The organism is Roseateles sp. P5_D6 (assembly GCF_054049415.1).
Genome location: NZ_JBFUMK010000009.1, coordinates 16,408 through 40,420, shown reverse-complemented (window position 1 = coordinate 40,420; position 24,013 = coordinate 16,408). Strand labels below are relative to the sequence as shown.

17 protein-coding genes are annotated in these 24,013 nt (G+C 70.1%); 5 read left to right on the top strand and 12 right to left on the bottom strand.

The genetic code is table 11. From position 1 onward, the window contains the following. Positions 1 to 35: 35 nt before the first annotated feature. The gene (locus ACXJKM_RS13845) at positions 36 to 1,115 is read right to left on the bottom strand and encodes an NAD(P)/FAD-dependent oxidoreductase (RefSeq protein ID WP_457353017.1); all 1,080 of its coding nucleotides are present in this window, start codon (positions 1,113 to 1,115) and stop codon (positions 36 to 38) included. 157 nt (positions 1,116 to 1,272) lie between these two features. On the opposite strand from ACXJKM_RS13845, the gene ACXJKM_RS13840 reads away from it, so the two are divergent. Then, on the top strand, positions 1,273 to 2,466 hold the full coding sequence (locus ACXJKM_RS13840; protein WP_457353016.1) for an MFS transporter: 1,194 nt from the start codon (positions 1,273 to 1,275) through the stop codon (positions 2,464 to 2,466). Here the strand turns inward: ACXJKM_RS13840 and ACXJKM_RS13835 are convergent. The 6 genes from ACXJKM_RS13835 to kynB all read right to left on the bottom strand — a co-directional run bounded on the left by ACXJKM_RS13835 (position 2,456) and on the right by kynB (position 8,889). Continuing rightward, positions 2,456 to 3,379: a DUF3616 domain-containing protein gene (locus ACXJKM_RS13835; protein WP_457353014.1), complete on the bottom strand. Its 924-nt coding sequence runs from the start codon at positions 3,377 to 3,379 to the stop codon at positions 2,456 to 2,458. The genes ACXJKM_RS13840 and ACXJKM_RS13835 overlap by 11 nt on opposite strands. After that, positions 3,379 to 5,196, bottom strand: a complete 1,818-nt coding sequence (locus ACXJKM_RS13830) for an aminopeptidase P family protein (RefSeq protein WP_457353012.1) — start codon at positions 5,194 to 5,196, stop codon at positions 3,379 to 3,381. Before ACXJKM_RS13830 ends, ACXJKM_RS13835 begins: the two co-directional genes overlap by 1 nt. A gap of 111 nt (positions 5,197 to 5,307) precedes the next feature. Beyond that, positions 5,308 to 5,982, bottom strand: coding sequence for a Type 1 glutamine amidotransferase-like domain-containing protein (locus tag ACXJKM_RS13825; RefSeq protein WP_457353010.1), 675 nt, complete (start codon positions 5,980 to 5,982; stop codon positions 5,308 to 5,310). An 85-nt stretch (positions 5,983 to 6,067) separates the two neighbouring features. Beyond that, positions 6,068 to 6,895 carry a tryptophan 2,3-dioxygenase gene (gene kynA / locus ACXJKM_RS13820; RefSeq protein WP_457353008.1) on the bottom strand — a complete coding sequence of 276 codons (828 nt, stop codon included), beginning with the start codon at positions 6,893 to 6,895 and terminating at the stop codon, positions 6,068 to 6,070. Positions 6,896 to 6,997: 102 nt separating this feature from the next. Continuing rightward, on the bottom strand, positions 6,998 to 8,251 hold the full coding sequence (gene kynU, locus ACXJKM_RS13815; protein ID WP_457353006.1) for a kynureninase: 1,254 nt from the start codon (positions 8,249 to 8,251) through the stop codon (positions 6,998 to 7,000). Then, positions 8,248 to 8,889 carry an arylformamidase gene (kynB, locus tag ACXJKM_RS13810; protein ID WP_457353004.1) on the bottom strand — a complete coding sequence of 214 codons (642 nt, stop codon included), beginning with the start codon at positions 8,887 to 8,889 and terminating at the stop codon, positions 8,248 to 8,250. The genes kynU and kynB overlap by 4 nt, the downstream gene beginning before the upstream one ends. A gap of 261 nt (positions 8,890 to 9,150) precedes the next feature. On the opposite strand from kynB, the gene ACXJKM_RS13805 reads away from it, so the two are divergent. Next, positions 9,151 to 10,758 carry a rhamnogalacturonidase gene (locus ACXJKM_RS13805; protein WP_457353002.1) on the top strand — a complete coding sequence of 536 codons (1,608 nt, stop codon included), beginning with the start codon at positions 9,151 to 9,153 and terminating at the stop codon, positions 10,756 to 10,758. 76 nt (positions 10,759 to 10,834) lie between these two features. Here the strand turns inward: ACXJKM_RS13805 and ACXJKM_RS13800 are convergent, their stop codons facing one another. Together ACXJKM_RS13800 and ACXJKM_RS13795 are read right to left on the bottom strand one after the other, a co-directional pair. Then, a complete protein-coding gene (locus ACXJKM_RS13800; protein ID WP_457323539.1) occupies positions 10,835 to 11,074 on the bottom strand; it encodes a hypothetical protein in 240 nt (79 codons plus the stop codon). Then, the gene (locus ACXJKM_RS13795) at positions 11,071 to 12,009 is read right to left on the bottom strand and encodes a LysR family transcriptional regulator (protein WP_457323538.1); all 939 of its coding nucleotides are present in this window, start codon (positions 12,007 to 12,009) and stop codon (positions 11,071 to 11,073) included. Before ACXJKM_RS13795 ends, ACXJKM_RS13800 begins: the two co-directional genes overlap by 4 nt. A gap of 142 nt (positions 12,010 to 12,151) precedes the next feature. On the opposite strand from ACXJKM_RS13795, the gene ACXJKM_RS13790 reads away from it, so the two are divergent. Genes ACXJKM_RS13790 through ACXJKM_RS13780 form a run of 3 tightly spaced genes read left to right on the top strand, consistent with a single transcriptional unit; the run spans position 12,152 to position 14,143 of the window. After that, positions 12,152 to 13,036: an MBL fold metallo-hydrolase gene (locus tag ACXJKM_RS13790; protein WP_457353000.1), complete on the top strand. Its 885-nt coding sequence runs from the start codon at positions 12,152 to 12,154 to the stop codon at positions 13,034 to 13,036. A gap of 5 nt (positions 13,037 to 13,041) precedes the next feature. Next, positions 13,042 to 13,737, top strand: a complete 696-nt coding sequence (locus ACXJKM_RS13785; protein ID WP_457352998.1) for a DsbA family protein — start codon at positions 13,042 to 13,044, stop codon at positions 13,735 to 13,737. Positions 13,738 to 13,750: 13 nt separating this feature from the next. Continuing rightward, positions 13,751 to 14,143 carry a nuclear transport factor 2 family protein gene (locus tag ACXJKM_RS13780; RefSeq protein WP_457352996.1) on the top strand — a complete coding sequence of 131 codons (393 nt, stop codon included), beginning with the start codon at positions 13,751 to 13,753 and terminating at the stop codon, positions 14,141 to 14,143. Positions 14,144 to 14,159: 16 nt separating this feature from the next. On the opposite strand, the gene ACXJKM_RS13775 is transcribed toward ACXJKM_RS13780, so the two are convergent. The 3 genes from ACXJKM_RS13775 to ACXJKM_RS13765 all read right to left on the bottom strand — a co-directional run bounded on the left by ACXJKM_RS13775 (position 14,160) and on the right by ACXJKM_RS13765 (position 23,978). Then, the gene (locus tag ACXJKM_RS13775; protein ID WP_457352994.1) at positions 14,160 to 17,285 is read right to left on the bottom strand and encodes a hypothetical protein; all 3,126 of its coding nucleotides are present in this window, start codon (positions 17,283 to 17,285) and stop codon (positions 14,160 to 14,162) included. Beyond that, a complete protein-coding gene (locus ACXJKM_RS13770; RefSeq protein WP_457352992.1) occupies positions 17,282 to 22,585 on the bottom strand; it encodes a hypothetical protein in 5,304 nt (1,767 codons plus the stop codon). Before ACXJKM_RS13770 ends, ACXJKM_RS13775 begins: the two co-directional genes overlap by 4 nt. A gap of 271 nt (positions 22,586 to 22,856) precedes the next feature. After that, positions 22,857 to 23,978 (bottom strand): ABC transporter substrate-binding protein, encoded by a 1,122-nt coding sequence (locus ACXJKM_RS13765; RefSeq protein WP_457352990.1) that lies wholly within the window; start codon positions 23,976 to 23,978, stop codon positions 22,857 to 22,859. Positions 23,979 to 24,013 lie beyond the last annotated feature (35 nt).

Here is a 24,013-nt window from a genome sequence, read left to right as displayed (position 1 = left end):
GCGTCGGACCTGAAACCAGTTTCAGCGTCCTGGGTTCAAAGCCGGGCGGCGACCTCTTCGGCCAGGGCCAGCGAGGCCGTCAGCCCGGGCGACTCGATGCCGAACAGCTGCACCAAGCCCGGCGTCGCGGTGTCGATGCGGAAGTCCGCCGCCGCCTCGCCCGGGCCGCTCAGCTTTGGCCGGATGCCGCTGTAGGCCGGCTGCAGCGCGCCCGCGGGCAGGCCCGGCCAGTAGCCGCGCACCTCGGCCTCGAAGGCCGGTGCCAGGGCAGGGTCGACGGCGTAGTCCAGCCTGGCCGGCGCGCGCTCGGTCAACCACTGCACATCAGGCCCGAAGCGCGCCTGGCCGCCCAGATCCAGCGTCAGATGCACACCCAGGCCGCCGTCTACCGGCAGCGGGTAGATCAGGTGCGAGAACGGCGCCCGTCCGGCGAGTGAGAAGTAGTGGCCGCGGGCAAAGCGCAGTGGTGGCACAGGCGTGCCCAGGGATTCAGCGACCTGCGCAGCAAACAGCCCAGCTGCATTGATGACGCAGCGCGCGCCCAGCTCGAAATCCTCCACCAGCAGCCGCCAGCCATCACCCTCCCGCGCGCCACCGGTCACCGCACTGGCCAGGGCCAGCGTCGCGCCGGCGTTCTCGGCGTCAGCCAGCAGGGCTGTCATCAGGCCATGGCTGTCGACGATGCCGCTGGACGGCGACAGCAGCGCACCCGCGGCGTTCAAGGCCGGCTCCAGCGCCAGCGTTTCGGTCCGACTCAGCAGGCGCAGGTCGTCAACGCCATTGGCCACGCCAGCCTCGGCGATCTGCTCCAGCCGCGGCAGGTCCTCGGCGCGTGTTGCCACCACCAGCTTGCCGCAGCGACTGTGCGCAATGCCGCGCGCCGCGCAGTAGTCGTAGAGCAGCATCTTGCCGCGCACGCACAGCCGCGCCTTCAGGCTGCCGGTTGGGTAGTAGAGGCCGGCGTGGATGACCTCGCTGTTGCGCGAGGAGATGCCCGTGCCGATGGCGCCGACGGCCTCGATGACGACGACCTCACGCCCGCGCAGCGCCAGCTCGCGCGCGATCGCGAGGCCGACAACGCCGGCACCGATGACGGCAATATCCACCTGGTCCATGAACGGAGTTTGCCTTGCCTAAAATGCGCAGCGCTTCGCGGCGAGTGCCGTGACGCCGTCTCTGCCGAGGGGTGCTGCGACGAGGGTCATGATGCCTTCGCCACGCTTGGTGAGGACGACAGGACAAGGGCGCCCTCTGTGAAGAAGAGGCTCCCGCATGCATTCCCCTCCCGCATCCCCTTCCGCATCGATACGCACCATCCTGCCGCTGGCCTTCGTCACCGGCGTCAGCATGGCCGCGATGGACCTCTACCTGCCCGCCGTGCCCGCTCTGCAGGCTGGCATGGGCATCAGCGTGCCCTTGGCCCAGGCCACCGTGGCCGTCTACCTGGCCGGCCTGGCAGGCGCCCAACTGCTGTGGGGCGAGCTGCTGAACCGCCTCGGTCCGCGGCGCTGCGTCGAGGTGGGCCTGCTGCTGCTGGTGCTGACCAGCCTGGGCTGCGCTTTAGCGCCCAACATCGAGACGCTGCTGGTGCTGCGCCTGCTGCAGGGTGTGTCAGCCGCGGCGGCGACGGTGGTGGCGCCGACCGTCGTACGCGCCACGCTGGCCGATGCCGACGTGGTGCGCGGCATCGCCGCCATCTCCATGGTCGAGGCCATCGTGCCTGCTGCCGGCCCCGTGCTGGGCGCGCTGATGCTGCGCGTGACGGACTGGCGCGGCACCTTCTGGGTGCTGGCGGCCCTGGCCCTGCTGTTGCTGCCGTGGGTGGTGAAGATCGCGCCGCGCAGGCTGCCCGGGCTCAACCTCGAGCACGACGCCGGCTATCTCGGCATCCTGCGCAACCGCAGCTATCTGCGGCTGGCCGGTTCGCATGCGCTGTGCATCGGTGCGCTGCTGACCTTCCTGGCCAGCGCGCCCCAACTGCTGCAGCACACCCTGGGCTTGGGCACGGCGGCATTCGCGCTGCTGCAGGTGCTGGGTGTCGGCTCCTTCATGCTGGGCGCCTCGCAGTCGGGCCGGCTGGCCGCGCGCCTGGGCCATGCGCGCGTCGTGAGGCTGGGCAGCGTGGTGCAGCTGGTGGCCTGCACGCTGGCGCTGCTGGCCGCCTGGAGCGGGCAGCAGCTGCCTTATGCGGCGGTGGCGGCCTACTGGATGTGCTTCTGCGGCGCCCTGGCCATTCGTGGGCCGGCCACCTTCGTCGATGCCCTGGCCGTGCCGCCTGCGCAGATGGGCCGCGCGACGGCCTTGCTGGTGCTGGCGCTGCTTGCCGCCGGCGCCGTCGGTACGCAGTTGGTGGCGCCTTTCCTCGGGCATGCGGACAGCGCAGTGCCGTTGTTCAGCGGCGTGCTGTTGATGCTGCTGGCCAGCGCGGCGCTGGTGTGGCGCTATCCCTTGGTGCCTAAGGCTTGAGGTCGAGGGCGCGGAAGGCGCGCTTGCTCTTGTCCGCGTCCTTGCAGGCCTTCTTGCCCACCATGACGCCGCCGTCGTCGCTGAGCAGCGTGAGCAGCCCGTCCGGCCAGGCGAACAGCGCCTCCGGGCGCAGCGTGCCGAGCTCGGCCTTGACCGGGGTCGGCACGTCAGTGGCCTTGCCGCTCCAGCGGAACAGCGCGAAGCTGCCCACGTCGGCCGGCGGGCCAGCGGCGATCAGATAGCCGCTGCCCACGCGCTCGATGGAGCGCACGCCGCGGCCGCCCAGGTCCAGGCGAATGGCGCTGCCAAAGCGCGCTGGGCCCTTGGCCGCGACCAGCTCGGCCGGGTTCAGCAGCGGAATGACGAGGGCACGCCCCTGCGGAATCGGGTTGCGCAGGCCGATCAGCAGGCTGCCATCGGGCGCCGCGGCCAGGCCTTCGATGTTGAAGCCGCCTTCCGCCTCGGCCGCGCGGCCAGCAGCGTCGGACAGTTTCAGCGGCGCCAGGGCCGGCGCCGCCAGCAGGTCGGCCAGCAGGCCCGTGTAGGGCTGGCCCACCGGCTCCACCGTCGTGCCGCGGATCTCGGTGGCGAAGAAGCGCAGCCGGTCTTCGCGTACCTTGCCGGCGCTGTTGCGCGCATGCGAGGCGATCCAGTAGATGCGGCGGCCGACCTGGGCCGCGCCTTCGAGGTCGGCTTCCTTGTCGGCCTTCAAGAACTTGTCGAGGTCGATCCCGCCGACGCTTTTGGCTTCGCCGCGCCTGTAGATGGTCAGCCGGTTGTGCTCATCATCGGCAACGACGAAATGACGCGCATCCAGCGCCACCGCCGCCGAGGCGTCGCACAGGCCCTCATAGCGCGTCTGCGCCGCGGCCGCGCCTACCGCACACAGCAGCAGCGCAGCCAGCGCGCGCATCAGGCCGCCAACGGCGCGGTGCGCAGCAGCAGCCAGGCCAGGGCCGGGCCGCTGACCTTGGCGCTCAGGCGCTCTCGCACGGTGGCGTGGTAGCGGTTCAGCCAGTCGATCTCGTCGGCGCGCATCAGGCTGATGTCGATGCAGCGCGTGTCGATGGGGCAGAGCGTCAGCGTCTCGAACTCCAGCATCTCGCCGAAGGCGTTCTTCTCCGGCGTATCGATGGCGACGTTGAGCACCAGGTTCTCGATGCGCACACCCCACAGCCCCGGCCGATACAGGCCTGGCTCGATGGACGTGATCATGCCGGGCTCCATGGCCATGGCCGGCTCGGCAATCGCCTTGCTGATGCTCTGAGGGCCTTCATGCACATTCATGAAGTAGCCCACGCCGTGGCCCGTGCCGTGGCCGTAGTCCAGGCCGTGCTCCCACAGCGGCGCGCGGGCGATCGCGTCCAGCATGGGGCTGAGCGTGCCGCGCGGGAAGCGGGTGCGCGACAGCGCCAGCGTGCCCTTGAGCACCAGCGTGTAGTCGCGCTTCTGCGCCGCGCTGACGGTGCCGATGGGCCAGACGCGCGTGATGTCCGTCGTGCCGCCCACGTACTGGCCGCCGGAATCGATCAGCAGCAGGCCGTTGCCTTCGATCTGCGCGAACGACTCGGGCGTGGCGCGGTAGTGCGGCTGGGCGCCATTGGCCATCCAGCCCGCAATCGTCGAGAAGGACAGGCCCACGAAGCCCGGGCGCCTCTTGCGCGCGGCCGTCAGCTGGGTGTCGACGTCCAGTTCGCTCCAGCGTTCGCCGCGGGCCATTGAGGCTTCGAAGTCGGCATAGAACTCGCACATCGCCGCGCCGTCCTCGGCCATGGCCTCGCGGATGAAGGCGGCCTCGGCGGCGGTCTTGCGGCTCTTCAGCAGCGTGCTCGGATTGATCTGCTCGACGACGGTCACGCCCGTGGGCACGGCCTCGCGCAGGCCCAGGGTCACGCGGCGCGGGTCGATCAGCAGCTTGGCCGAAGCGGGCAGGGCAGCCAAGGCGGATGCGGCCTGCTCATAGGGTGCAAGCTGGATGCCATCCGCCGCAAGCCGCGCGGCCACGTCGGCTGGCACCTTGCCGTCGCCAATGAAGAGGCGGCCGCCGGTGGGGTCCAGCAGCAGGTGGGCGATGAAGACCGGGTTGCACTGCACGTCGCTGCCGCGCAGATTCAGCAGCCAGGCCACGTCGTCCACGGTAGACACGAGGTGGTGGGTGGCCTGCACCGTCGCCATCGCGGCGCGCACGCGGGCCAGCTTGTCGGCGCGGGACACGGCGGCCTGCGGCGCGGCGTGCTCGTAGACGGGTTCGGTGGGCAGGCCGGGGCGGCTGTCCCAGGCGTCCTGCACGAGGTCGAGGTCGGTGCGCAGCGTGATGCCGGCGCGCTGCATGGCCGTGCGCAGGGCATTGGCCAGGGACAGCCCCAACACCTGGCCGTCCACGGCGATCGACTGGCCGGGCTGCAGGGCTTTGGCGATCCAGTCGATGTATTGCGTCGACGCGCCCGAGTTCATCTTCTCGAGCTGGATGCCGCTGCCGGCGATCTGCGCCTCGGCCTGGGCCCAGTAGCGGCTGTCGGCAAACAGGGCGGCCTGGTCGCGCGTGACGACAAGGCTGCCGACCGAGCCGGTGAAGCCCGACAGCCATTCGCGGCCCTGCCAGCGGTCGGGCAGGTATTCGGACAGGTGCGGATCACTGGACGGCACGAGCACGGCATGCACGCCGTGGGCGTTGAGGGCATCGCGCAGGCGCTCGATGCGCAGGCGGGTTTCGTGGGTGTGGGTGTCCATGGCGTCAGGACCTCGGTGATGGTCCCGCGCCGGGTGGGCTCGGGACCGTGAAAAGGGTGCCTGGGATTGTAGAAGCCGGGTGCACCATGCCGGTGGGCACGGTGCCTGCCGTCAGCGGGCGAAGAACTTCCAATGCCCTGCCGACACGACTTCCGCGGCGCCGTCCACCACCTTGATGGCGCTCTCGTCGTCGAGAGCGTAGGCCGGGCAGCCGATGCCGGCCGCCCATGCCTCGGCGGCGGCCATCGAGTTGCTCGGCCAGCCGGGGTAGTCCAGGTGGGGAAAGATCGCGAAATCGACCACGCCGAGCGCCCTGTCATCGCCCGTGATGGGCGGCCTGGTTTCGACGAAGGCCTCGCCGACGCGCGGCGTCATGACCATGCTCCCTGCGCTCAAGCCCACCCAGACCATGTCCGGCAGCGACTGCAGCAGGTCGGCCAGCCCCGACTGGCGCATCCAGTGGCACAGGTACAGCGCGTCGCCGCCGTTCACCAGCAGCACGTCCGCCTGCCGCACCCAGCCTTGCCAGCGCGCCCTGTCGATGCTCGGCAGCGCAGTGAGTTCCAGCACCCCGACCGACTTCCAACCCAGCTCGCACATCGGCGTGGACGGCTCCTGGCCGCTGATGAAACGCCAAGTGTTCTCAGGGCTGCCGTGCGGATGCCCGTACAGCGCCGTGGGGATGCACAGCGCGTGGCACTCGGCGATGGGTTTGCCCAGCAGGTCGAGCAGCGCGGCATGGATGCTCGCGTTGCGGATGCCGGCGGAGGTGAGGAGCAGTTTCATCGGGTCCTTTCCAAACCCGGCCGACCGGGCCGGGCCAGGAACGACGGTCGAGGCCGGCCGAAATCGACAACGCCCGGCGTTTTTCCTACAGCTCCGTGCGCAGCGCCCACAGCTCCGGGAACAGCACCACGTCCAGCATCTTGCGCAGATAGCTGACGCCGCCCGTGCCGCCGGTGCCGCGCTTGAAGCCGATGACGCGCTCTACCGTCGTCACGTGGCGGAAGCGCCAGAGGCGGAAGGCGTCCTCCAGGTCCACCAGCTCCTCGCCCATCTGGTACAGGTCCCAGTTTTTCTCAGGTGCCCGGTAGACCGTCAGCCAGGCTTCCTTCACGCCCTCGTCGGCCACGTGAGGCTGGGTCCAGTCGCGGCTGAGGTTGGCCGCTGGCACCGGGATGCCACGCCGCGCCATCAGCTTGAGCGCCTCGTCGTAGAGGGACGGCGCGTCATAGGCTTGCTTCACCTGGGCCAGCAGGTCGGGCCGGTGCTCGTGCGGCTTGAGCATGGCGGCGTTCTTGTTGCCGAGCAGGAACTCGATGCGCCGGTACTGCGCGCTCTGGAAGCCGCTGCTCTTGGCCAGGTAGGGCCGGATGGCGCTGTACTCGGGCGGCGTCATCGTCGCCAGCACGTCCCAGGCGTGCACCAGCTGCTCCATGATGCGCGACACCCGCGCCAGCATCTTGAAGGCCTCGGGCAGGCGGTCGGCCGCCACGTTCGCGATGGCGGCTTGCAGCTCGTGCAGCATCAGCTTCATCCACAGCTCCGAGGTCTGGTGCTGCACGATGAAGAGCATCTCGTTGTGGTCGGGCGAGAGCGGCTTCTGGGCGCTGAGGATGGCGTCGAGCTGGAGATAGTCCCCATAGCTCATGTCCTTGGAGAAATCGAGCTGGGCGCCGTGATGATCAGTGGTTGCCATGGGAATGCGTAGTGCCTTACCGAGTGACTGCCGTGGAACCGGCTTTGCCGGGCCGCTGGCAGTGCCCCCTTGAGGGGGCTCGCGAAGCGAGTAGGGGGTGGGTCAAGTCACCTTGGAGCGGCTGGTGAACTGCGGCGCATCCCAGGAGCGTGAGTCAAGGATGTCCCCCAGCACCCGCACCGCGCACGCCACATCGGCGAAACCGTTGTACAGCGGCGCGAAGCCGAAGCGCAGCAGCTCGGGGTCGCCGGCGCGGAAGTCGCCGATGACGCCCTGGGCAATCAGCGCCTGCATGACCGCATAGCCATCGATCCCCTCGGGCAGCGAAAACGACACCTGCGAGCCGCGCATGGCCGAGTCCCGCGGCGTGGCAATGACGGCGCCGGGCACGCGCGCCTCCACGCCACCGATGAAGGCCTCGGTCAGCGCCAGCGACTTGTTGCGCAGCGCCTTGATGCCGCCCAGTTTGTTCGCCGCGTCGTACACGTCCAGCGCCGTGTCCAGCCCCGTCATCGCCAGCACCGCGGGCGTGCCGCACTGGTACTGCTGAATGCCCGGCGCGGGCTGGTATTCGCTGTCGAAATCGAAGGGGTTGGCGTGTCCCAGCCAGCCGGTCAGCGGCTGCCACACCTGGCCCTCGTGGCGCGGGTGCATCCACACGAAGGCCGGCGCGCCCGGGCCGCCGTTCAGGTATTTGTAGCCGCAGCCAATGGCGAAGTCCGCCGCGCTGCCCAGCAGGTCGATGGGCACTGCGCCGGCGCTGTGCGCCAGGTCCCACACGGCCAGCGCGCCGGCCTGCTGCGCCCAGCGCGTCAGCAGACCCATGTCATGCATGCGGCCGGTGCGGTAGTTCACATGCGTCAGCATCAGCACGGCGCAGCGCTCGTCCAGCAGCGGCGGGATGTCCTCGGGCGACTCGGTCAGGATCAACTCGCCGCCATGCGCCCGCACCACGCTCTGCGCGATGTAGTTGTCGGTGGGGAAGTTGCTGCGCTCGCTGATGACAACCTTGCGCTTGCCCTGCTGCAGTTGCAGCGCGGCATGCAGCACCTTGTAGAGATTGACGGAGGTCGAATCCGCCACCAGCACCTCGCCCGGGCGCGCGCCCAGCCACGGCGCCAGCCGGTCGCCCAGGCGGCGCGGCAGGTCGATCCAGCCGGCGGTGTTCCAGCTCTTGATCAGGCCCTGGCCCCACTCCTGCTCCACCGCGCGCTGGATGCGCTCGGGTGTGGCGCGGGGCAGGGCGCCCAGCGAGTTGCCATCCAGGTAAGTGACGCCGTCGGGCAGCGTGAACAGCTCGCGCAGGCTGCGCAGGGGGTCGGCGGCATCGAGCCGCTTGGCATCATCGAGATTCATGGCAGTTCCCTCAGGACGGCGCGCACCGGGGAGGCACAGGCGCCTTGTAGTTTGAGTGGCAGGGCGATCAGCTCGTAGTCGCCCTCGGGCACGTCGTCGAGCACCAGGTTCTCCAGCACGCGCAGGTCGTGGTGGCGCAGCTGCTGGTGGCTGTCCAGCACCTTGGAGTCGGCCGGGTCCACGCTCGGCGTGTCGATGCCGATCAGCCGCACACCGCGCGCGGCCAGCCATTCGACGGCCTCGGGCGCGTAGGCGGTGAAGGCCGGGTTCCACACCGTGTCGGCCTTGTCGCAGCAACGCACCAGCACGCGCGGCGGCAGGTCGTTTTCGGCGTGCTGAAGATGCCCGACCATGATCAGCGGCGCGGCGCCGATGGCGTGGATGACGCGGCAGCGGCCCAGATAGGTGTCCAGCGGCACCTGGTGAATAGCCGGCGCATCGTTGGCGTAGTGCAGCGGCGCATCGGCATGCGCGCCCACGTGAGGGCTCATCGTGATGGCGCTGAGGTTGACCGGGCAACCGGGCGACAGCTGCGCCGTCCAGCGAAGGCTGTAGGGCTCGTCGCCCGGGAAGATGGGCGCGTCGGGGGCGACGGTGGGAGAGATGTCCCAGAGTCTGGGAGAGAGGTTGGAGCTCATGGCGGCGGCACCTTAGCGTTGCAGCGGCCCGTGTGGTGTCGGTTAATTCCAACTGGCTGTCAATCGGGCGCGGCAGCCGCCTCGGGCGCTGCACCTTCTTGCAGCTGCGGCTTTATGCCGTTTTAAGTGGAATGGACGGCCGGCACGGCAGGTGGTTGATCGCAACCGCGCAGCAGGGCCGGGTGATGTCAATATGCGTATGGGTCGGGGCGAATAAGTCATTGGTCGAATTGTTCGCGCGGACAAAGACTGTGCGGTTCCGTGGCGTTCAAGAAATTTACATTGCTACCTATACGCAGACATTTCCTGGCACGGGCCGTTGCGCTCGTTGCCGCGCTGCCGGCCTGCTCGCTGGCAGCGCCGCCCATACCAACGAGTTCGCTGTTCGACGTCAGGCGTTTCGGCGCCAAGGGCGATGGCCGCACGCTCGACTCGCCGGCGGTCAATGCGGCCATTGCTGCCGCGGCGGCCGCGGGCGGGGGTACTGTCTATTTCCCGCCTGGGCGCTACCTGTCGGCGTCGATCCGGCTCAAGAGCAACATCACGCTCTACCTGGAAGCTGGCGCGGTGATCGAAGCGGTTGACGCCAGCGTGGCGCGCTACGACCTGCCCGAGCCGAACGAGGCCGGCGGCAACTATCAGGACTACGGCCACAGCCACTGGCAAAACAGCCTGATCTGGGGTATTGGCCTGAACAACGTGGCCATCGTCGGCGGCGGCTTGATTCATGGCAAAGGCTTGATCAGCGGCCACGACAAATACACCGGCTACTACACCGACAAACCGGACCAGCCCGGCGAAGCCGACAAGGCGATTGCGCTGCGCGAATGCAGCAACGTGACCTTGCGCGATTTCTCGATCCTGCATGGCGGCCATTTCGGCATCTTGGCGACCGGCTGCGGCAATATGCTGATCGACCACCTGATCATCGACACCAACCGTGACGGCATGGATATCGACGGGTGCAACAACGTGCGCATCACGAATTGCAGCCTGAATACGCCCTGGGACGATGCGATTTGCCTCAAGGCCAGCTACGGCCTGGGGCGCATCCAGCACTGCGAAAACATCACGATATCGGATTGCCTGGTATCGGGAAATTTCGACGAAGGCAGCGTGATTGACGGCACCTTCAAGCGCAGTGCGCCGGAATACCGGTCGGGGCGATACGGCCGCATCAAGATGGGCACCGAATCGAACGGTGACTTCAAGAACATCGCCATCACGAACTGCATTTTCGACGAGTGCCGCGGCCTGGCGATCGAGAGCGTGGACGGTTCGCACATCGAGGACCTGACGATTTCCAACATCACCATGCGCAACGTGGTGAACGATCCGATCTTCATCCGCTTGGGCGCGCGCCTGCGCGGACCGAATCAGCCGCGGGTGGGCACGATCAAGCGCATCAATATCAGCAACATTGTGGTGTCCGGTGCGCACGTCAATCACGCCAGCACCATTGCCGGGCTGGAAGGGCATCTGATCGAGGATATTCGCATCAGCAATGTGCAGATAGAAATGCAAGGCGGCGGCGATGCGGCCTGGAGCAAGGTGGTTCCGCCCGAAAACGCAAACGGATATCCGGAGCCCGGCATGTTCGGCAAGGCCCCGGCGTATGCGTTTTACATGCGCCATGTGAAGGCCATCGAGGTTCATCACGTCAAGGTTGGCTACGTCAAGCCGGAGGGGCGAACCGCGGTCGTGCTGGACGATGTCAGCGATGCCAGCTTCCATGCCGTCAATCTGCGGCGCGGGCAGGGCGGGGCGGCGCTGTTCGCGCTGCGCGGGGTCAGCGAATTCTCGGCCAGGGATGTGCGCGGCATGCCGGACCGCGAGGTCCCGGGGCGTGTGGATGCGCTGACATTTTGAGGGGCTCGCGGCCGGCCAGCGCCTGACCCTGCACCTGAGCGGCCGCCAGGCCGGCCTGCGCGCGCTGTCGCGCCAGTTAAAGACGCAGCTGCCGCTCCAACGCGTCCAGCTCCTCGGCCAGCCCGAGGCGGCGGCGCCAGTCTCGGCCGGCCTTGCCGTACCAGTACTCGGCGTCCTCCAGGTCGCCCTCCTGCACATGCACCAGGGCATGCAGCCAGGCGGCCTCGGGCGAATCGTGGCGCTGCACCTCGTCGTGCGCCTGCACCCATTGGCCGGCGCGCAGCAGCGCCAGCACGTCGAGCAAGGGCTGGTTCATGCAGTCTCCTCGTGCGCAGCCGCAGGGGCGGCGTTCAGTTCACGGTCCCAGGGCTCGCCTGCGAAGCGTGCCGCCAGGAAGTCCACCAGCAGCCGCAGCGCCAGCGGCTGGTGCTGGCGCGACAGGTAGATGGCATGGATGCCCAGCACCTCGGGCTGGTGGTCGGGCAGCAGGGGCAGCAGCCGGCCGGCGCGCAGATCATCGCCCAGGTAGTAGGTGGGCAGCATGCCGACGCCGGCCCCGGCCAGCACGGCGCGGCGCAGCACGGCGGTCTCGTTGGTGTGCAGGCTCCACTCCACCGGCACGGTGATCAGTTCGGCGCTGCGCATGAAGCGGTACTGCTTGCCGATGCCGAAGGCGTGGGCCACGCAGCGGTGCTGGCGCAGCTCGTCGGCGGTGCGCGGCGTGCCGTGCTGCTGCAGATAGGCCGGCGAGGCGCACAGCACCGAGCGGCACACGGCCAGCGGGCGGGCGATCATGGCCGGGTCCAGCGTGTTGGTGATGCGCACGGCCAGGTCGACCCGCTCGGCCACCAGGTCGGCCGCCTTGTCGGCCACCGACAGCATCACCTCCACCTGGCGGTACTGGCGCTGGAAATCCACCACCGCGGCCGTCAGCTGGGCTTCGGCCAGCGAACCCGGCGTCGTCACCCGCAGCAGGCCGGCCGGCTCGCGGCTGCGCTCGGCGGCCAGGTGCTGGGTCTCCAGCGCCAGGTCCAGCATCTGGCGACAGGCGGGCAGCACGGCGCTGCCGGCATCCGTCAGGCTGACGCGGCGTGTCGTGCGGTGCAGCAGCCGGGCGCCGAACCAGTCCTCGGCCGCCGCCAGATAGCGGCTGACCATGGCGGTGGACATCTCCAGCTGATCGGCCGCCTGGGTCAGGCTGGCGCGGTCGGCCACCTCGACAAAGACGCGCATGGCGGTCAGGCGATCCATGATCTCTTTCTTTGATTGCGACGAAAAACGAAATAAATAGTCAACCGAATCGGTCTTTATCAACCATACCGCAAAACCTAGAGTTCGCCCCACACCCCGCCGACACCTCGGCACGGCCACCAGACCCCCACCGGAGATGCTCATGTTCCCTCTCAGCCAACTCGCCCGCCGCCTGCTGCCCACCCTGGCCCTGGGCATGGTTGCCACGGGCAGCGCCCTGGCCCAGGCCCCGCTGGCCGTCAAGGTCTACAACGCCGACGGCAACAGCTTCCACGTCAACGCCGTCGTCATCAGCGGCAAGACCGAGGCCCTGGTCATCGACAGCGGCTTCACCCGTGCCGATGCGCTGCGCGTGGCCGCCAACGTGCTGGACAGCGGCAAGACGCTCAAGACCATCTTCATCAGCAACGCCGACCCGGACTACTACTTCGGTGCCGAGACACTCAAGACCGTCTTCCCCCAGGCCCGCGTGGTGACCACGCCCGCCGTGCGCGAGAAGATCCAGGCCAAGCTGGCCGGCAAGCTGGCTTTCTGGTCGCCCAAGATGGGCGCCAACGCGCCCCAGCAGCCGATCGTGCCCGAGGCCCTGCAGGGCACGACCCTGACCGTCGACGGTGAGACCATCGAGGTGCGCGGCACCACCGGCGCGCTGGCCCACCGGCCCTATGTGTGGATCCCGTCCATCAAGACCGTGGCCGGCAACATCGCCATCTTCGGCAACTTGCACGTCTGGACGGCCGACACCCAGAAGCCCGCCGAACGCCAGGCCTGGCTGGCCCAGCTTGACGAGATCGAGGCCCTTCAGCCCGTCACCGTCGTGCCCGGCCACATGGCCGCCGGCACCGCGCTCGACACCAGCGCCATCCGCTACACCCGCGACTACCTGCGCCGCTTCGACGCCGAGGCCGCCAAGGCCAAGACCGGCGCCGACCTCATCGCCGCCATGAAGCAGGCGTATCCCCAGGCCGGTCTGGGCATGGCCCTGGACATCGGCGCCAAGGTCAACAAGGGCGAAATGGCCTGGTGAGCACCATGACGAGCCCTGTCCTCCACTACATCTACGACCCCCTGTGCGGCTGGTGCTGGGGCGCCGCGCCCCTGGTGCGCGCGGCCCGCGGCCTGCTGCCGGTGCGCCTGCATGCCGGCGGCATGATGACCGGCCCGCAACGCCAGCCCGTCACGCCCGAGCTGCGCGCCTACGTGCTGGCGCATGACCAGCGCATTGCCCAAGCCACCGGCCAGCCCTTCGGCGACGCCTACCGCGACGGCCTGCTGTGCGACCCACAGGCGGTGTTCGACTCCGAGCCGCCCACCGCCGCCATCCTCGCCGCCGAAGCCCTTGCCGGCCGTGGCGCGGACATGCTGGCCGAGCTGCAGGCCGCCCATTACGTGCAGGGCCGCCGCATTGCCGAGCCCGCCGTGCTGATCGAGCTGGCCGGCACCATCGGCCTGCCAAGGGCGGAATTCGCGACCGAGCTGGGCCGCCAGAGCCTGGGCCCGGTGCAGGCCCACATCGAGCAGACGCGCAGCTTCATGGCGCAGACGGGCGCGCGCGGATTCCCGAGCTTTGTGCTGGAGACCCAAGCCGGCCTCAGCCGCGTGGACGCCACGGCCCACCTGGGGCGGCCTCAGGACTTCGCGGCCGCCTTGCAGGGCATGCTCGGCCAGGCGCCGGCGCAGCCCGGCGACGCAGCCGCGTTCTGCAGCATCGATGGCTGTGCCTCGTGAGCCGGAGGCAGGCGTGAAGAGCAATCTGCAAATCATCAGCGACCACTACGCCGCCTCGGCGCGCGGCGACGTCCTGGCCATGATGGCCGACATGGCTCCCGACGTGGCCTGGACGGAGATGGCCGGCTTCCCCTGCGCGGGCACCTGGATCGGCCCCGCGGCTGTCGTCAGCAACGTCTTCGCGGTGCTGGGCCGTGACTGGGACGACTATCGCTTCACGCTGGAGCAGCTCATCGACGGCGGCGAGCAGCTGGTCGCCCTGGGCCACTACAGCGGCCGCCACCGCGCCACGGGCAAGGACCTGCATGCGCGGGTGGCTCACGTGTGGCGGCTGAAGACGGGGCGGGTGGTGGCCTTCGAGCAGTTCACCGACACCTTGCTGGTGGCCAGGGCGATGACGGCCTGAGCCACCGCCGCCGGCGTCACACCGGCGTGGCGGCGACCCGCAGCAGCGGCGCCTCGCGGCCGACCGGGTCGACCAGCACCAGCGCCAGCTGCAAGGCCGGCACCGGCGGCACGGCAGGCACGGCACGCTCGATGACGAGGTCCAGCGCGCCGCTGTCCAGCGGCACCGCGGCAGCCTCGGGCGCCCAGTCGCCGTCATCCAGCTTCAGATGCACCTGCACCCTGAAGCCGCCCACCGCGCGTGGGTGGGCCACCGGGCCGCCGCGGATCGCCAGCGTCAGCCGCCACGTGCCGGCTGCGGCCCCGGCGCCGACCGTCGCCGTCACGCTGCCGTCCGGCAACGCCGGGATATCCGCCGGCACGAACATGGCCATCGCGGGCGCGGACGCGCTGCTGAACGCGCCTGGCGCGTCCAGGCGCTGCGCCGGCTGCAGCGGCTCGACGGCGCCGGCGGGTAGCGGGATCTCGGCCACGCCGGGCGGCAGGCGGCGCTCGGGCGGCATGCGCAGCTCGGCCCAGTAGTGGTAGCGCACGTAGGCGCTCAAGCCCTCGGGCGTTGGCGAGTCGTCCACCTCGGCGACGAACTCCCCGCCGTCGCGCCGCAGCACGCCGCGGCCGATCTCGCGGGCGTAGAGCGCCTCGGGCACGCCGCCGCTGGCGCGCCGCAGCCGGTACTCGGGCGGCCGCGCGTCCGCGGCCGGTGGTTCGTCGAACAGGCCCGGCTCGGCGGCGCGCAGCGCCACCAGGTCCAGGCCAGGCGCGCGCACGGTGACGGTGGCCACGCCGCTGACCGGGTCGACGCGGGTCTCCACCCGCGGTGCGGGCGGGCGCCGGTCGCTGGGCACGGCCACCGGCAGCAGCGGACAGCTCTCGAATGCGGCCTCGTTGCCCTGGCTGCTGAGTGGCACGAAGCGCAGGAACTGCACGGTCTCCAGCGCCCGCGGCAGGCGCGTGTCGAACAGCACGCTGCCGTCGCCGCCGGGCGTCAGCGGCGTGTCGGTGAGCAGGCGGAAACGGTCGCGCAGCCCCAGGCCTGCCAGGCCCCGCTGCGCGCCATCGACGGCCACCTCGGCGCGGGTACGGGGCCGCTCGCCGTCCATCAGCGCGATCTCCAGGCCGCGCGCATCCGCCAGGTAGGCGCGGTAGCGGGCGCCGGCCACGCCGGTGAAGCGCAGCCGGAACTCGACATCGGTCGCCGGCGCCGGCCGGCTGCTCCAGACGATGGCGATGCCCGTCTGCGGCACCGGCGGCGTGCGCGGGTCGTGGAGGGCGATGGTCGCTGCCACGGTGGGGCCGGGCGTGCCCTCGTCGTCCTCGAAATGCGCCGTCGCGGTGACGGCGCGGCTCTCCATCGGCAGCAGCGCCGGCAGCTCGAAATCGAAGTGCAGCACGCCGCCGTCCTGCGGCGCCGCGGCGGCCTGCAGCGCGCCATCAAGGTCGATCACGACGCGCGACAAGGGCCGCGAGCCGGCCGTCATCTCGTGCAGCGCGGGCACCACCACCGACCAGCGCACGCTGCCGGCCACGGCCGCCGCGTCGCCAGCCGCCCGCCCGACCAGTTGCAGGTGTGAGCGCAGCACCGGCTGCGGCATGGGCGGCCGCGGCGGCGTCGGCACGACGACCTCGGTCGCCGCGCCGAAGCGGCCGAACACGTCGGCCAGGGCCACGCGGTAGCTCCAGGGCGCGTTGCCGGCGTCGATGTTGGCATCCGACACGATGCCGAAGACGCCGTCGTGCAGCTTGTCGGCATTGCCCAGCATGCGCGGGGCGGCGCGCTCGGCGGGGTCGGCATCGGGCGTGGCGGGGGTCAGGTCCACCATGTCATGGCGCGTGCGCCAGCCGTCGGCCTCCAGCCGGCCCAGCGCCACCAGCGTGGCCAGCGCCGGCGTAGCGATGCGCAGCTGCTGGCGGAACCGAATGCTCGGCCCCTCGTCCTCGCGTTGCCAGCCGGCATCGCCCAGCAGCACCTCGGGTGCGGCTGGCAGGTCGGGCGGCGGTGCGGCCAAGGCGGTGGCCACGAAGGCACGCAGCGTCAGCCCATGGCGCTGCACGGCCAGTTCGGCCGGGCCGCGCAGCCCAGGTTGCAGTTGCATCAGCCGCTCGATCAGGCCCAGTTCCGTCGCGTCGGCGTCAGGCAGCTCGAAGCGCATGGCCGGGCCGACGGCAAACAAGCCCGCCGCCAGCCAGCCGCGTGCGCCAGGCGGTTGGAATGGGTTGTCAGGCACGAGCAGGTTGTCCAGCAGCGTGGCGGTGCCCAGGTACCGCCCTGCGCCAGGGTCCAGCGCCTTCATCAGCAGGCTGCCCTGCACCCATTCGGTGGCGCGTTGCCACGGCCGGCGCTTGCCGTTGAGGGCCACCGCAGCCTCCCAGAGATGGGTGCGCTGCACCAGCGACGGCGGCTTCTCCGCGTCGCCCACCAGGCGTTGGGTGTCGTCGTCCAGGTCGGCCTGCAAGGCGGCCACGCGCGCGCGTTCGGCAGAAGGCGGCAGCGCATCGAAGGGGCCGTCGGGGCGGTCGGGGCGGGTCCAGCGCTCAGGTGCCGCACGCTCGGCGCGCTGCAGCGCAACCACGGCGCCTTCGCCGCCGGCATACCAGGGCTGGTCGCCCTCGATCGGCAGCGACAGGCTGGCGAAGGGCTGCTGGCCGAGCAGCGCCTCGATCGCCCGCCCGGCMGAGATCCCCCAGCCTTGCAGCGTGACCCGACCGCGGCCGCGCAGGCGCAGGCCGGTGATCTGCGGCGCGGCCACCAGCCAGCGCGGCGAAGACCGAGCCGCCACGACACGGTCGCTGCTGCGGCCCAGCAGGGCCAGCTCGCCGCTGCCCTGGAAGCGCGCCTCGATGCCGGCCACGCGGGCGTCGCTGGGCGCCTCGAGCTGGCGGCGGCCGATGAGCTGGCCGCCCCCGGCGTCGAGGTTCAGCGCGGGCAGCAGCCGGCCGTCGCGGGCGAACCAGTCCATGGCCGGCGCATCGGTCGCGGACGCCTCGACCGGCCACACCAGAAAGGGCGCCAGTGGAAAGCCGAGCGCCGCCGACGGGAACAGGCGCAGATGCGTGCCCTTTGGCAGGTCGGGGTCGGGGGCGACGATGCCGGCCGCCGCCGCGTGGGCCGAGAAATAGCGAGGGTCAACGAGCCAGCTGTTCATGCGGCCTCCTGGGCAAAACTGGGCTGCAGCGGAACTTCAAGCAGCCCCTGCAACGGCTTGGGTGGCAGGCCGATGGGCTGGTCGGTGCAATGCAGGCGCAGCCTGGGCATGACCCACGCGAAGCCAATGCCGCGCCGCGTGCGCCGCGGCACGAAGGGCACGGACGCGGCGAACAGCAGCCGCGAGCCGCTGCGGTCGCGCAGCCGCACGTTGAAGTTGGCGCTGTTGGCGCCGCTCACGAGCTGCAGGTCGGTCACATCGAAACGGCCATCACGGTGCACCGGCTCGGGCGATTCGATCAGCGCGCCGGCGCACAGCCAAGGTGTTCCCGCGGCCACCGGCGGCAGCCACAGCAGGCTGACGCGCGGCTCGGCGGCGGTGGGCCAGCCGTCCATCCCGAGGCTGTCGAGGAAGGCATCGAAGGCGGCGTCATCCCCCTTGCTGACCTGCGCGGCCAACACCGTGCCGGGCTGCAGCGCCACGTCGCCCTGCGGGTGACCCGCCAGACCGCTGATCGGGAAGTGCAGGCCCGCCAGCATCTCGGTGCCGGTGGCCCAGCGCGAGGTGCGAAAGCTCACGCCGGGCAGCCGCCCATCCGCCACGCCTTCCCGCTTTGACTTGGCCAGCGCGAACACCTCGTACCAGGTGTCGCGCGTGAGCGTCACGTCCACGCGCAGCTCGGCCACGTTGGGCGCCAGTCCGCAGGTCGAGGCGAGATAGGCATTGGCGATGAGGGCGGCGCTGCCGGCCAGCTGTGTGGTGCTGGTGACCCAGGCGAGCTTGGGCACGAGCAACTGGTCGGGCTCCACCTCCTCGGGCTGGTCGAGCCGGCGCAGGCCGCACAGCAGCTCGTACTTGTAGGCGGCGGCCAGCAGCGCCACGTGGCCCGGTGCGAAGCGCATGCGCACGGGGTCGTGGGCAAACCGGTGCAGTTCGCTCTGCGCGGGCTCATAGCCCAGCAGGTAGCGCTGGAGCATGGCCGGGTCAAAGAAATCGCGCTTGCGGTGAATCAGGTCGAGATAGGCATGCGTGCTGGGCGCCGGCTTGCCGCCCGCCCCGAGCAGCGGCGCGGTGCGAAACCAGTAGCTGCGCACGCTGTCGGTCGTGCCATCGGCGGCTTGTGGCACCAGCACCTGCTTTTGGCCCTTGTCATCCACCTCGTACAGCGTGCCGGACCAGCGCATGCGCACATCGATACGGTACAGCCGCCCAGGGTCGAGCACGGCGCGGCGCGTTTTCGATGGCTTTGCGTCGGCCTTGGGCGGCCCGTCGTCGGCAGCCTTCTTCTGCTTGGCCGCTTCGGCAGCCGTGGCGGCATTGCGCGCCGCAGCGGCAGCGGCCGCCGACAGCGTGATGCCGCCCAGCGCCAGCAAGCCCAGCCGCGTCCCTGCGACGCAGCTCGCCTCGATGAGCTTGACGGCGCCGTCGGCGGGCGGCAGCCAGCGCACGGCCAGCCAGCCGTCGCCCAGATCCGCTTGCAGATCGGGTGCCCAGCGGCGCGCCAGGTCGTCGACGACGACGAAGGGCCGCGCCCCGGCGGCATTGGCCTGCCAGTCGGTGGCGCGCACCACCAGCCACAGGCGCGGCTGCGTCAGCGCCTCGTCGGGCACGATGCGCAGGTCGTGCCGCGGCTGCACGCGCTGGAAGGCGAAGTCGATGCGCGGCGTGAACTGCACGGCGCCGGGGTCGAGCCAGGCGTTGAACTGCCGCCCGTCCAGCGACTGCGGCGCGAACGGCCACACGCGCGGGCCGGTGTAGCCCATGTGCAGGGGCAGCAGGTTCGCCGCGGTCTTGTCGAGCACGACGGGGGCTAGCGCGGGCTGCGTCAGCAAAAGCTCCACGCGCGCCCGCACCTGGCTTTGCAGCGGGTCGGCGCTGTGCGGGTCGGGCGGCAACCGGAAACCACTGCCTTCGCGCGCGGCCGAGCCGCCCAGCGCCCAGCCGAAATGTGCATCCGCCCGCAGATGACAGACGTCGGCGAGCTCCTGCAGCGGCTTTTCCGCCACGCCTGCGCCCGCGTCGCCCACCGCATGCATCCACGGGTCGCGAAAGGGCGTCAGCAATAGCAGCTCGGCCGGCTGCGGCTGGCCGCCGGCATCGCCATGCTTGCCTCCGTGCCAGGCACTGCTGAAAGGCCCGGCGACCACCACGTCGGCCTCGGTGGCGTCGATCAGCGCCACGTCCAGCAGCTCCCAGTCGTAGCTGAGCAGATCGCTGCCGAGGGGCTTGGCACGCAAGCCCTCGGGGTAGCCGCCGGCATCGGGGAATTGCGCCGAGGCGAACGACAGCTTGGGCGCGGTGCTGAAGGCCAGCAGCGGGATGCTGTCGGGCCACACCGCACTCTCGGGCGTCGCATCCTCGGGCCTGGTGGCCAGCGGCGCCAGGCGGTGGTATTGGTCGTCCACCAGCGAATGCCCGTGGCCATCCAGCGGGTGCTCGGGCTCGGGCACCTTGTCCTTGGGCGACGGGCTGCCGTACTCCAGCGTCACGCACTTGCGGATCTCGTCGAAGAACAGGTCGATGCTGCCGCACAGCTCGGCCTTCACGTGTGGGTCGGAACCGTCCACCAGCACGACGTTGATGGTCGCGTCGATGCCCACCGAGAAGATGCCGATGTGCAGCCCGCCGCCGATGGTGCCCGCGCCGACGAAGCTCATCGGGTGCGTCGCCACCAGGATGTCGGCCCGCGCGAACACGTCCGCCCAGACCACGGGCTTGAAGCCATAGACGATGTCGAAGCCGACGCCGAAGGCGATGACGAAGCTGCCCGGGGCGGCGCGAAAGGTGCCGCCGCGCGGCCAGTTGTTGATGCCGTTGCCGCGGATCATCAAATAGGCGTCGGAGCTCTGGCCCACGATGTCGGGCAGGAAGATGGAGCGCACCGGGCCGCGCTCACGGCTTTCGGCGGGGTAACCGTCGGCGCCCAGATGGATGAACCAGTCCGCTGATTCCGTCGGGAAATGCGCGCCCACGGGCACCGTGGTGGTGACGATGTGCGGGATCTTGTACTCGCCCTCGACGGCAATGGTGACGCCGTCGGCCGGGTCCACCAGGATGACGCCCTTGGCCTGCAGCAGCGACAGGTCGTTGCCGCCGCGTGCGATCTTCATGCGCGGGCCCATATAGCGGCCTTCGACCGAGCCGCGCACGATGATGTCCGGTGTGGTCACGAACAGGCCGGCACGGGCGCTGAAGGTAAAGCCCATGTCCGGCGCCGTGCCGATCACGGCCTCCAGGCCGAAGCTGAAGGCGCCCGTTTCCTCCACGAACATGCCCGCTTCGCGGTAGTCCCAGTCCAGCGCCGCCTGCACCGGGTCATCGCCCGGCGGCACCGGCTTGGGCTTGGCGTTGATCGCGAACATGCCGCCCACGCCGTAGATCGCCAGGCCCGAGTTGGCCAATGGCAGCGGGCCAGGCAGGTCCACGCCCAGCGCCAGCTTGAGCATCTCGCCTTCGGTTTCGATCTCGGCGCTCGCGCCCAGCTTGCCCAGAGGCATGATGCTGGCATCCATCGCGGCGCGGAAGCCATTGGGCGTCAGCATCACCGCGCCGCTGCCGGTGATCATGGGCTGCAGCGCGATGGACGCTTCCAGCCCGCGCAGCTCGCCGCTGAGCTTGCCGTTCTCGTCGAGCGTGCCGCGGATGGTGCAGCCGCTGACCTTCACCGGCCCCAGGTCGAGCTTGAAGCGCAGGTCCACCTCGATCCACATCGAGCCGCGGCCCGAGCGCGTGCCCAGCACGTCGAACAGCGAGCCTGGCCCCTGCACCAGCCAGCCGCCCGGGTCCTCCACCTCCATCGAGCTGCGGGCGTAGTCGAGGTGGAATTTCTCCAGCCCGGGCTTGTCGGGGAAGATGCTCAGCACCACCTCGCGCACCCGCACGCGCAGCGGCTGGTTGGGCTGCATCTGCACCGACAGCACGCCCACATCGATGCCCGTGACAGTGGCCGCCACCGAGTAGTCGAGTTTCAGCCGCGCCGCCTTGCCGGCCGGCAGCATGCCGCCGCTGCTGATCAACTCCGCGCCGTGCAGCACCAGCTCGCCGTGCTCCAGGAAGCTCGACAGCCCCGTGGCCGCCACAAGCAGCGTCTGCAGCACCACGCCGCTGTCGTCGCCGCCGGGCGGCGGTGGCTGCTGGGCAATCAGCGCGGTGGCCAGCGTGGCCGCGGTGACGGCGATCTTGGCGCCCAGGCCGCCGGGCGTGCTGTCGATCTTCAGCAGCCCGTCCGGCCCCTGGCTTTCCAGCGCCAGGCTCATTTCAGACGCGGGCGCCGCGCCGGCCGATCCCGGCTTGCGCGCATAGCGCAGCCGCGCCAGCACCGGCGTGCCGGCCGCAAACGTCAGCGCCTGGCCGAAGTTCTCGGTGCGGCCGTTCAGGGGCAGCTCCATCACCGCCTCGACCAACGTGGGCACGAAGCCGTCCAGCCCCGTCGCCGTGGGGTCGCGGCATTCGATGCGCACGGCAATGGCCGGCCGGTCACCGTCGGCCGGCACCTGGGCCTGCACGATGAGGTCGATGCCCGGCGTGGGCGGCAGGCCGAGCTGCAGCCAGGCGTCCACCGCATGGCCGCCGAGGAAGGGCACGCCCTGGGGCAGGAAGAAGCGCGCGCGGTTGACGGCAATGCCCTGCCAGGCGGGCGCGTCCGCAGGTGTGGCGAGCGCGACGCCGTCGACCACCACGCCGTCCGCCGGCCCGGCCTCGCTGGAAAAGTCCAGCACGATGCCGTGCGTGAACTCGAACCCGAAGCCAGTGCCACCAAGCAGCACCGTGGGCGGCTGCACCTGCAGCACGACGACGTCATCCGGCGCCTCGCGGTTGGGCGACAAACTCAGCTTGACGCTGCCACGCGCCTGCCCCTGCATCACCAGGAACAGGCCCTGGCCGACGAGCTGCACCGGCGGGTTGCCCGGGGCGGCCGTCAGCGACTGGCCGTCTGCCGCCAGCGTGGCGGCCACCAGGCCGTGCGATGCCACCGAGCGTGCCAGGTTGAATAGCGGCCGCTGCGCGCCTTCCTCCAGCGACACCGCCAGCCGGAAGCCCGTACGCGCGCCAGGCGCGCCGTCGAAGGACAGGAAATAGTCGCGTTCGGGAACCGCTTCAGGCGGTGGCACCAGGTGCAGGTTGAACACACCCAGCGCCTGCTCGTCCGCGGCCAGCAACATCCTGCCTTTTTCGGTCTGATCGGACAGCACCGTGGTGGAGACGATCTGCAGCGTGGATAGCAGCGCGTCCACCGGCACGCTGGTGATGAGCTCGGCCAGCAGCTTTTCGTCGGACAGATGTTGTCTGGTGCTCTTCATACGTCCCTGCCTCGCCTTGCTGCGGCCCATGCATGCGCCGGCCTAGGCGGCGGACTGTTGGACGTGGGGCGAGCAGGCGCCATCCCGCAGAACACAGGGCGGGAGCGGGCTGCTGGGCGGCCCTCCATGGCCGCGCGCGCCGGTGCACTCCGGCGCCTTCATCAATCGGGAGGAAGAGGGGCGTGCTGGGGTGTGCGCGAAGCCGCGCCGTTAGCAGAAGAGGAAGAAGGCGAAGAAGAAGGCGAGGGCGGGCGAGCGCCGGGTCAGCCCCTCAGCGGCGGAACTTGCCGCTCTGGTCAATGATGGCCAGGTCCACATAGTCCAGGCCGCTGTGGTCGGTCGGRCTGTAGCCCAGCTCGATGCCGCCCAGGTCATAGCGGCTCATGCCCTCCAGCGCCTTGCGCAGGCCGTCGCGCGTGGGCTGCTTGCCGGCGCGCTTCAGGCCTTCCACCAGCACCTTGGCCGACACATAGCCCTCGACGACGGTGGGCGTCACGTCCACGCCGGCCTTCTGGGCTGCCTCGGAGATCTCCTTGATGATGGGCTTGGCGATGGATCGTTCATACGGGAACACCTGGCTGACGATGACGCCATAGCCGATGTCGCCCAGGTCCTTGATGAAGCCCATCGAGGCGTTGTTGGACAGGGTCACCAGCTGCGCATTCGAGCCCGCGGCGCGCACCGCCTTCATACCCTGCACGACGGCCGTGCCCGAGCCGATGAACATCACCGCCTGGGGCTGCTTCTCCAACAGCTTGGGCACGATGGGGCCGAAGTCGGGCTTGGCGCGGTCGTACTTCTCGTGGGCCACCGGCTTCTTGTTCGTCTTGGTCAGCCCGGCCATGGCGCCCTGCACGGCGTCGTCGCCAAATGAGTCGTCCACCTGCACGATGGCGATGCGCTCCATGCCGATCAGGCTCAGGTGCTCGATGGCCCGCTCGGCCTCGCGCTGGTACGTGGCGCGCACATTGAACAGCCAGGGGTGCACCGGCTTGTGCAGCACCATGGCGCCTGTGGACGGCCCCACCAGCGGTACCTTGTGCTCGGTCAGCAGCGGCATGATGGCCTGCGTATGGGGCGTGCCGCGGTTCAGGAACAGCGAGATGACGCCCTGGTCGATCAGCTGCTTGGCATTGGTGACGGCGATCTTGGGGTCGAACTTGTCGTCAAGCGACACCAGGTTGATCTTCTGGCCATTGACGCCGCCGCCGGCGTTGACGATGTCGAAGTAGAGCTTGGCGCCCTTCGTCGCCTCACCGACGCTGGCCGCCACCTGGCCGGTGTGGCCGGCGGTCTGGCCGATGGTGATCTGGGCGTGGGCGGTGGTGGCCAGCGCTGCGGTCGTGGCGGCGAGCAGGAGGCGGTGGGCCAACTGCCGAAGTGACGTCGTCATGGGTTTGTCTCCAAGCTGCCCCTGGTTGCGGCGGG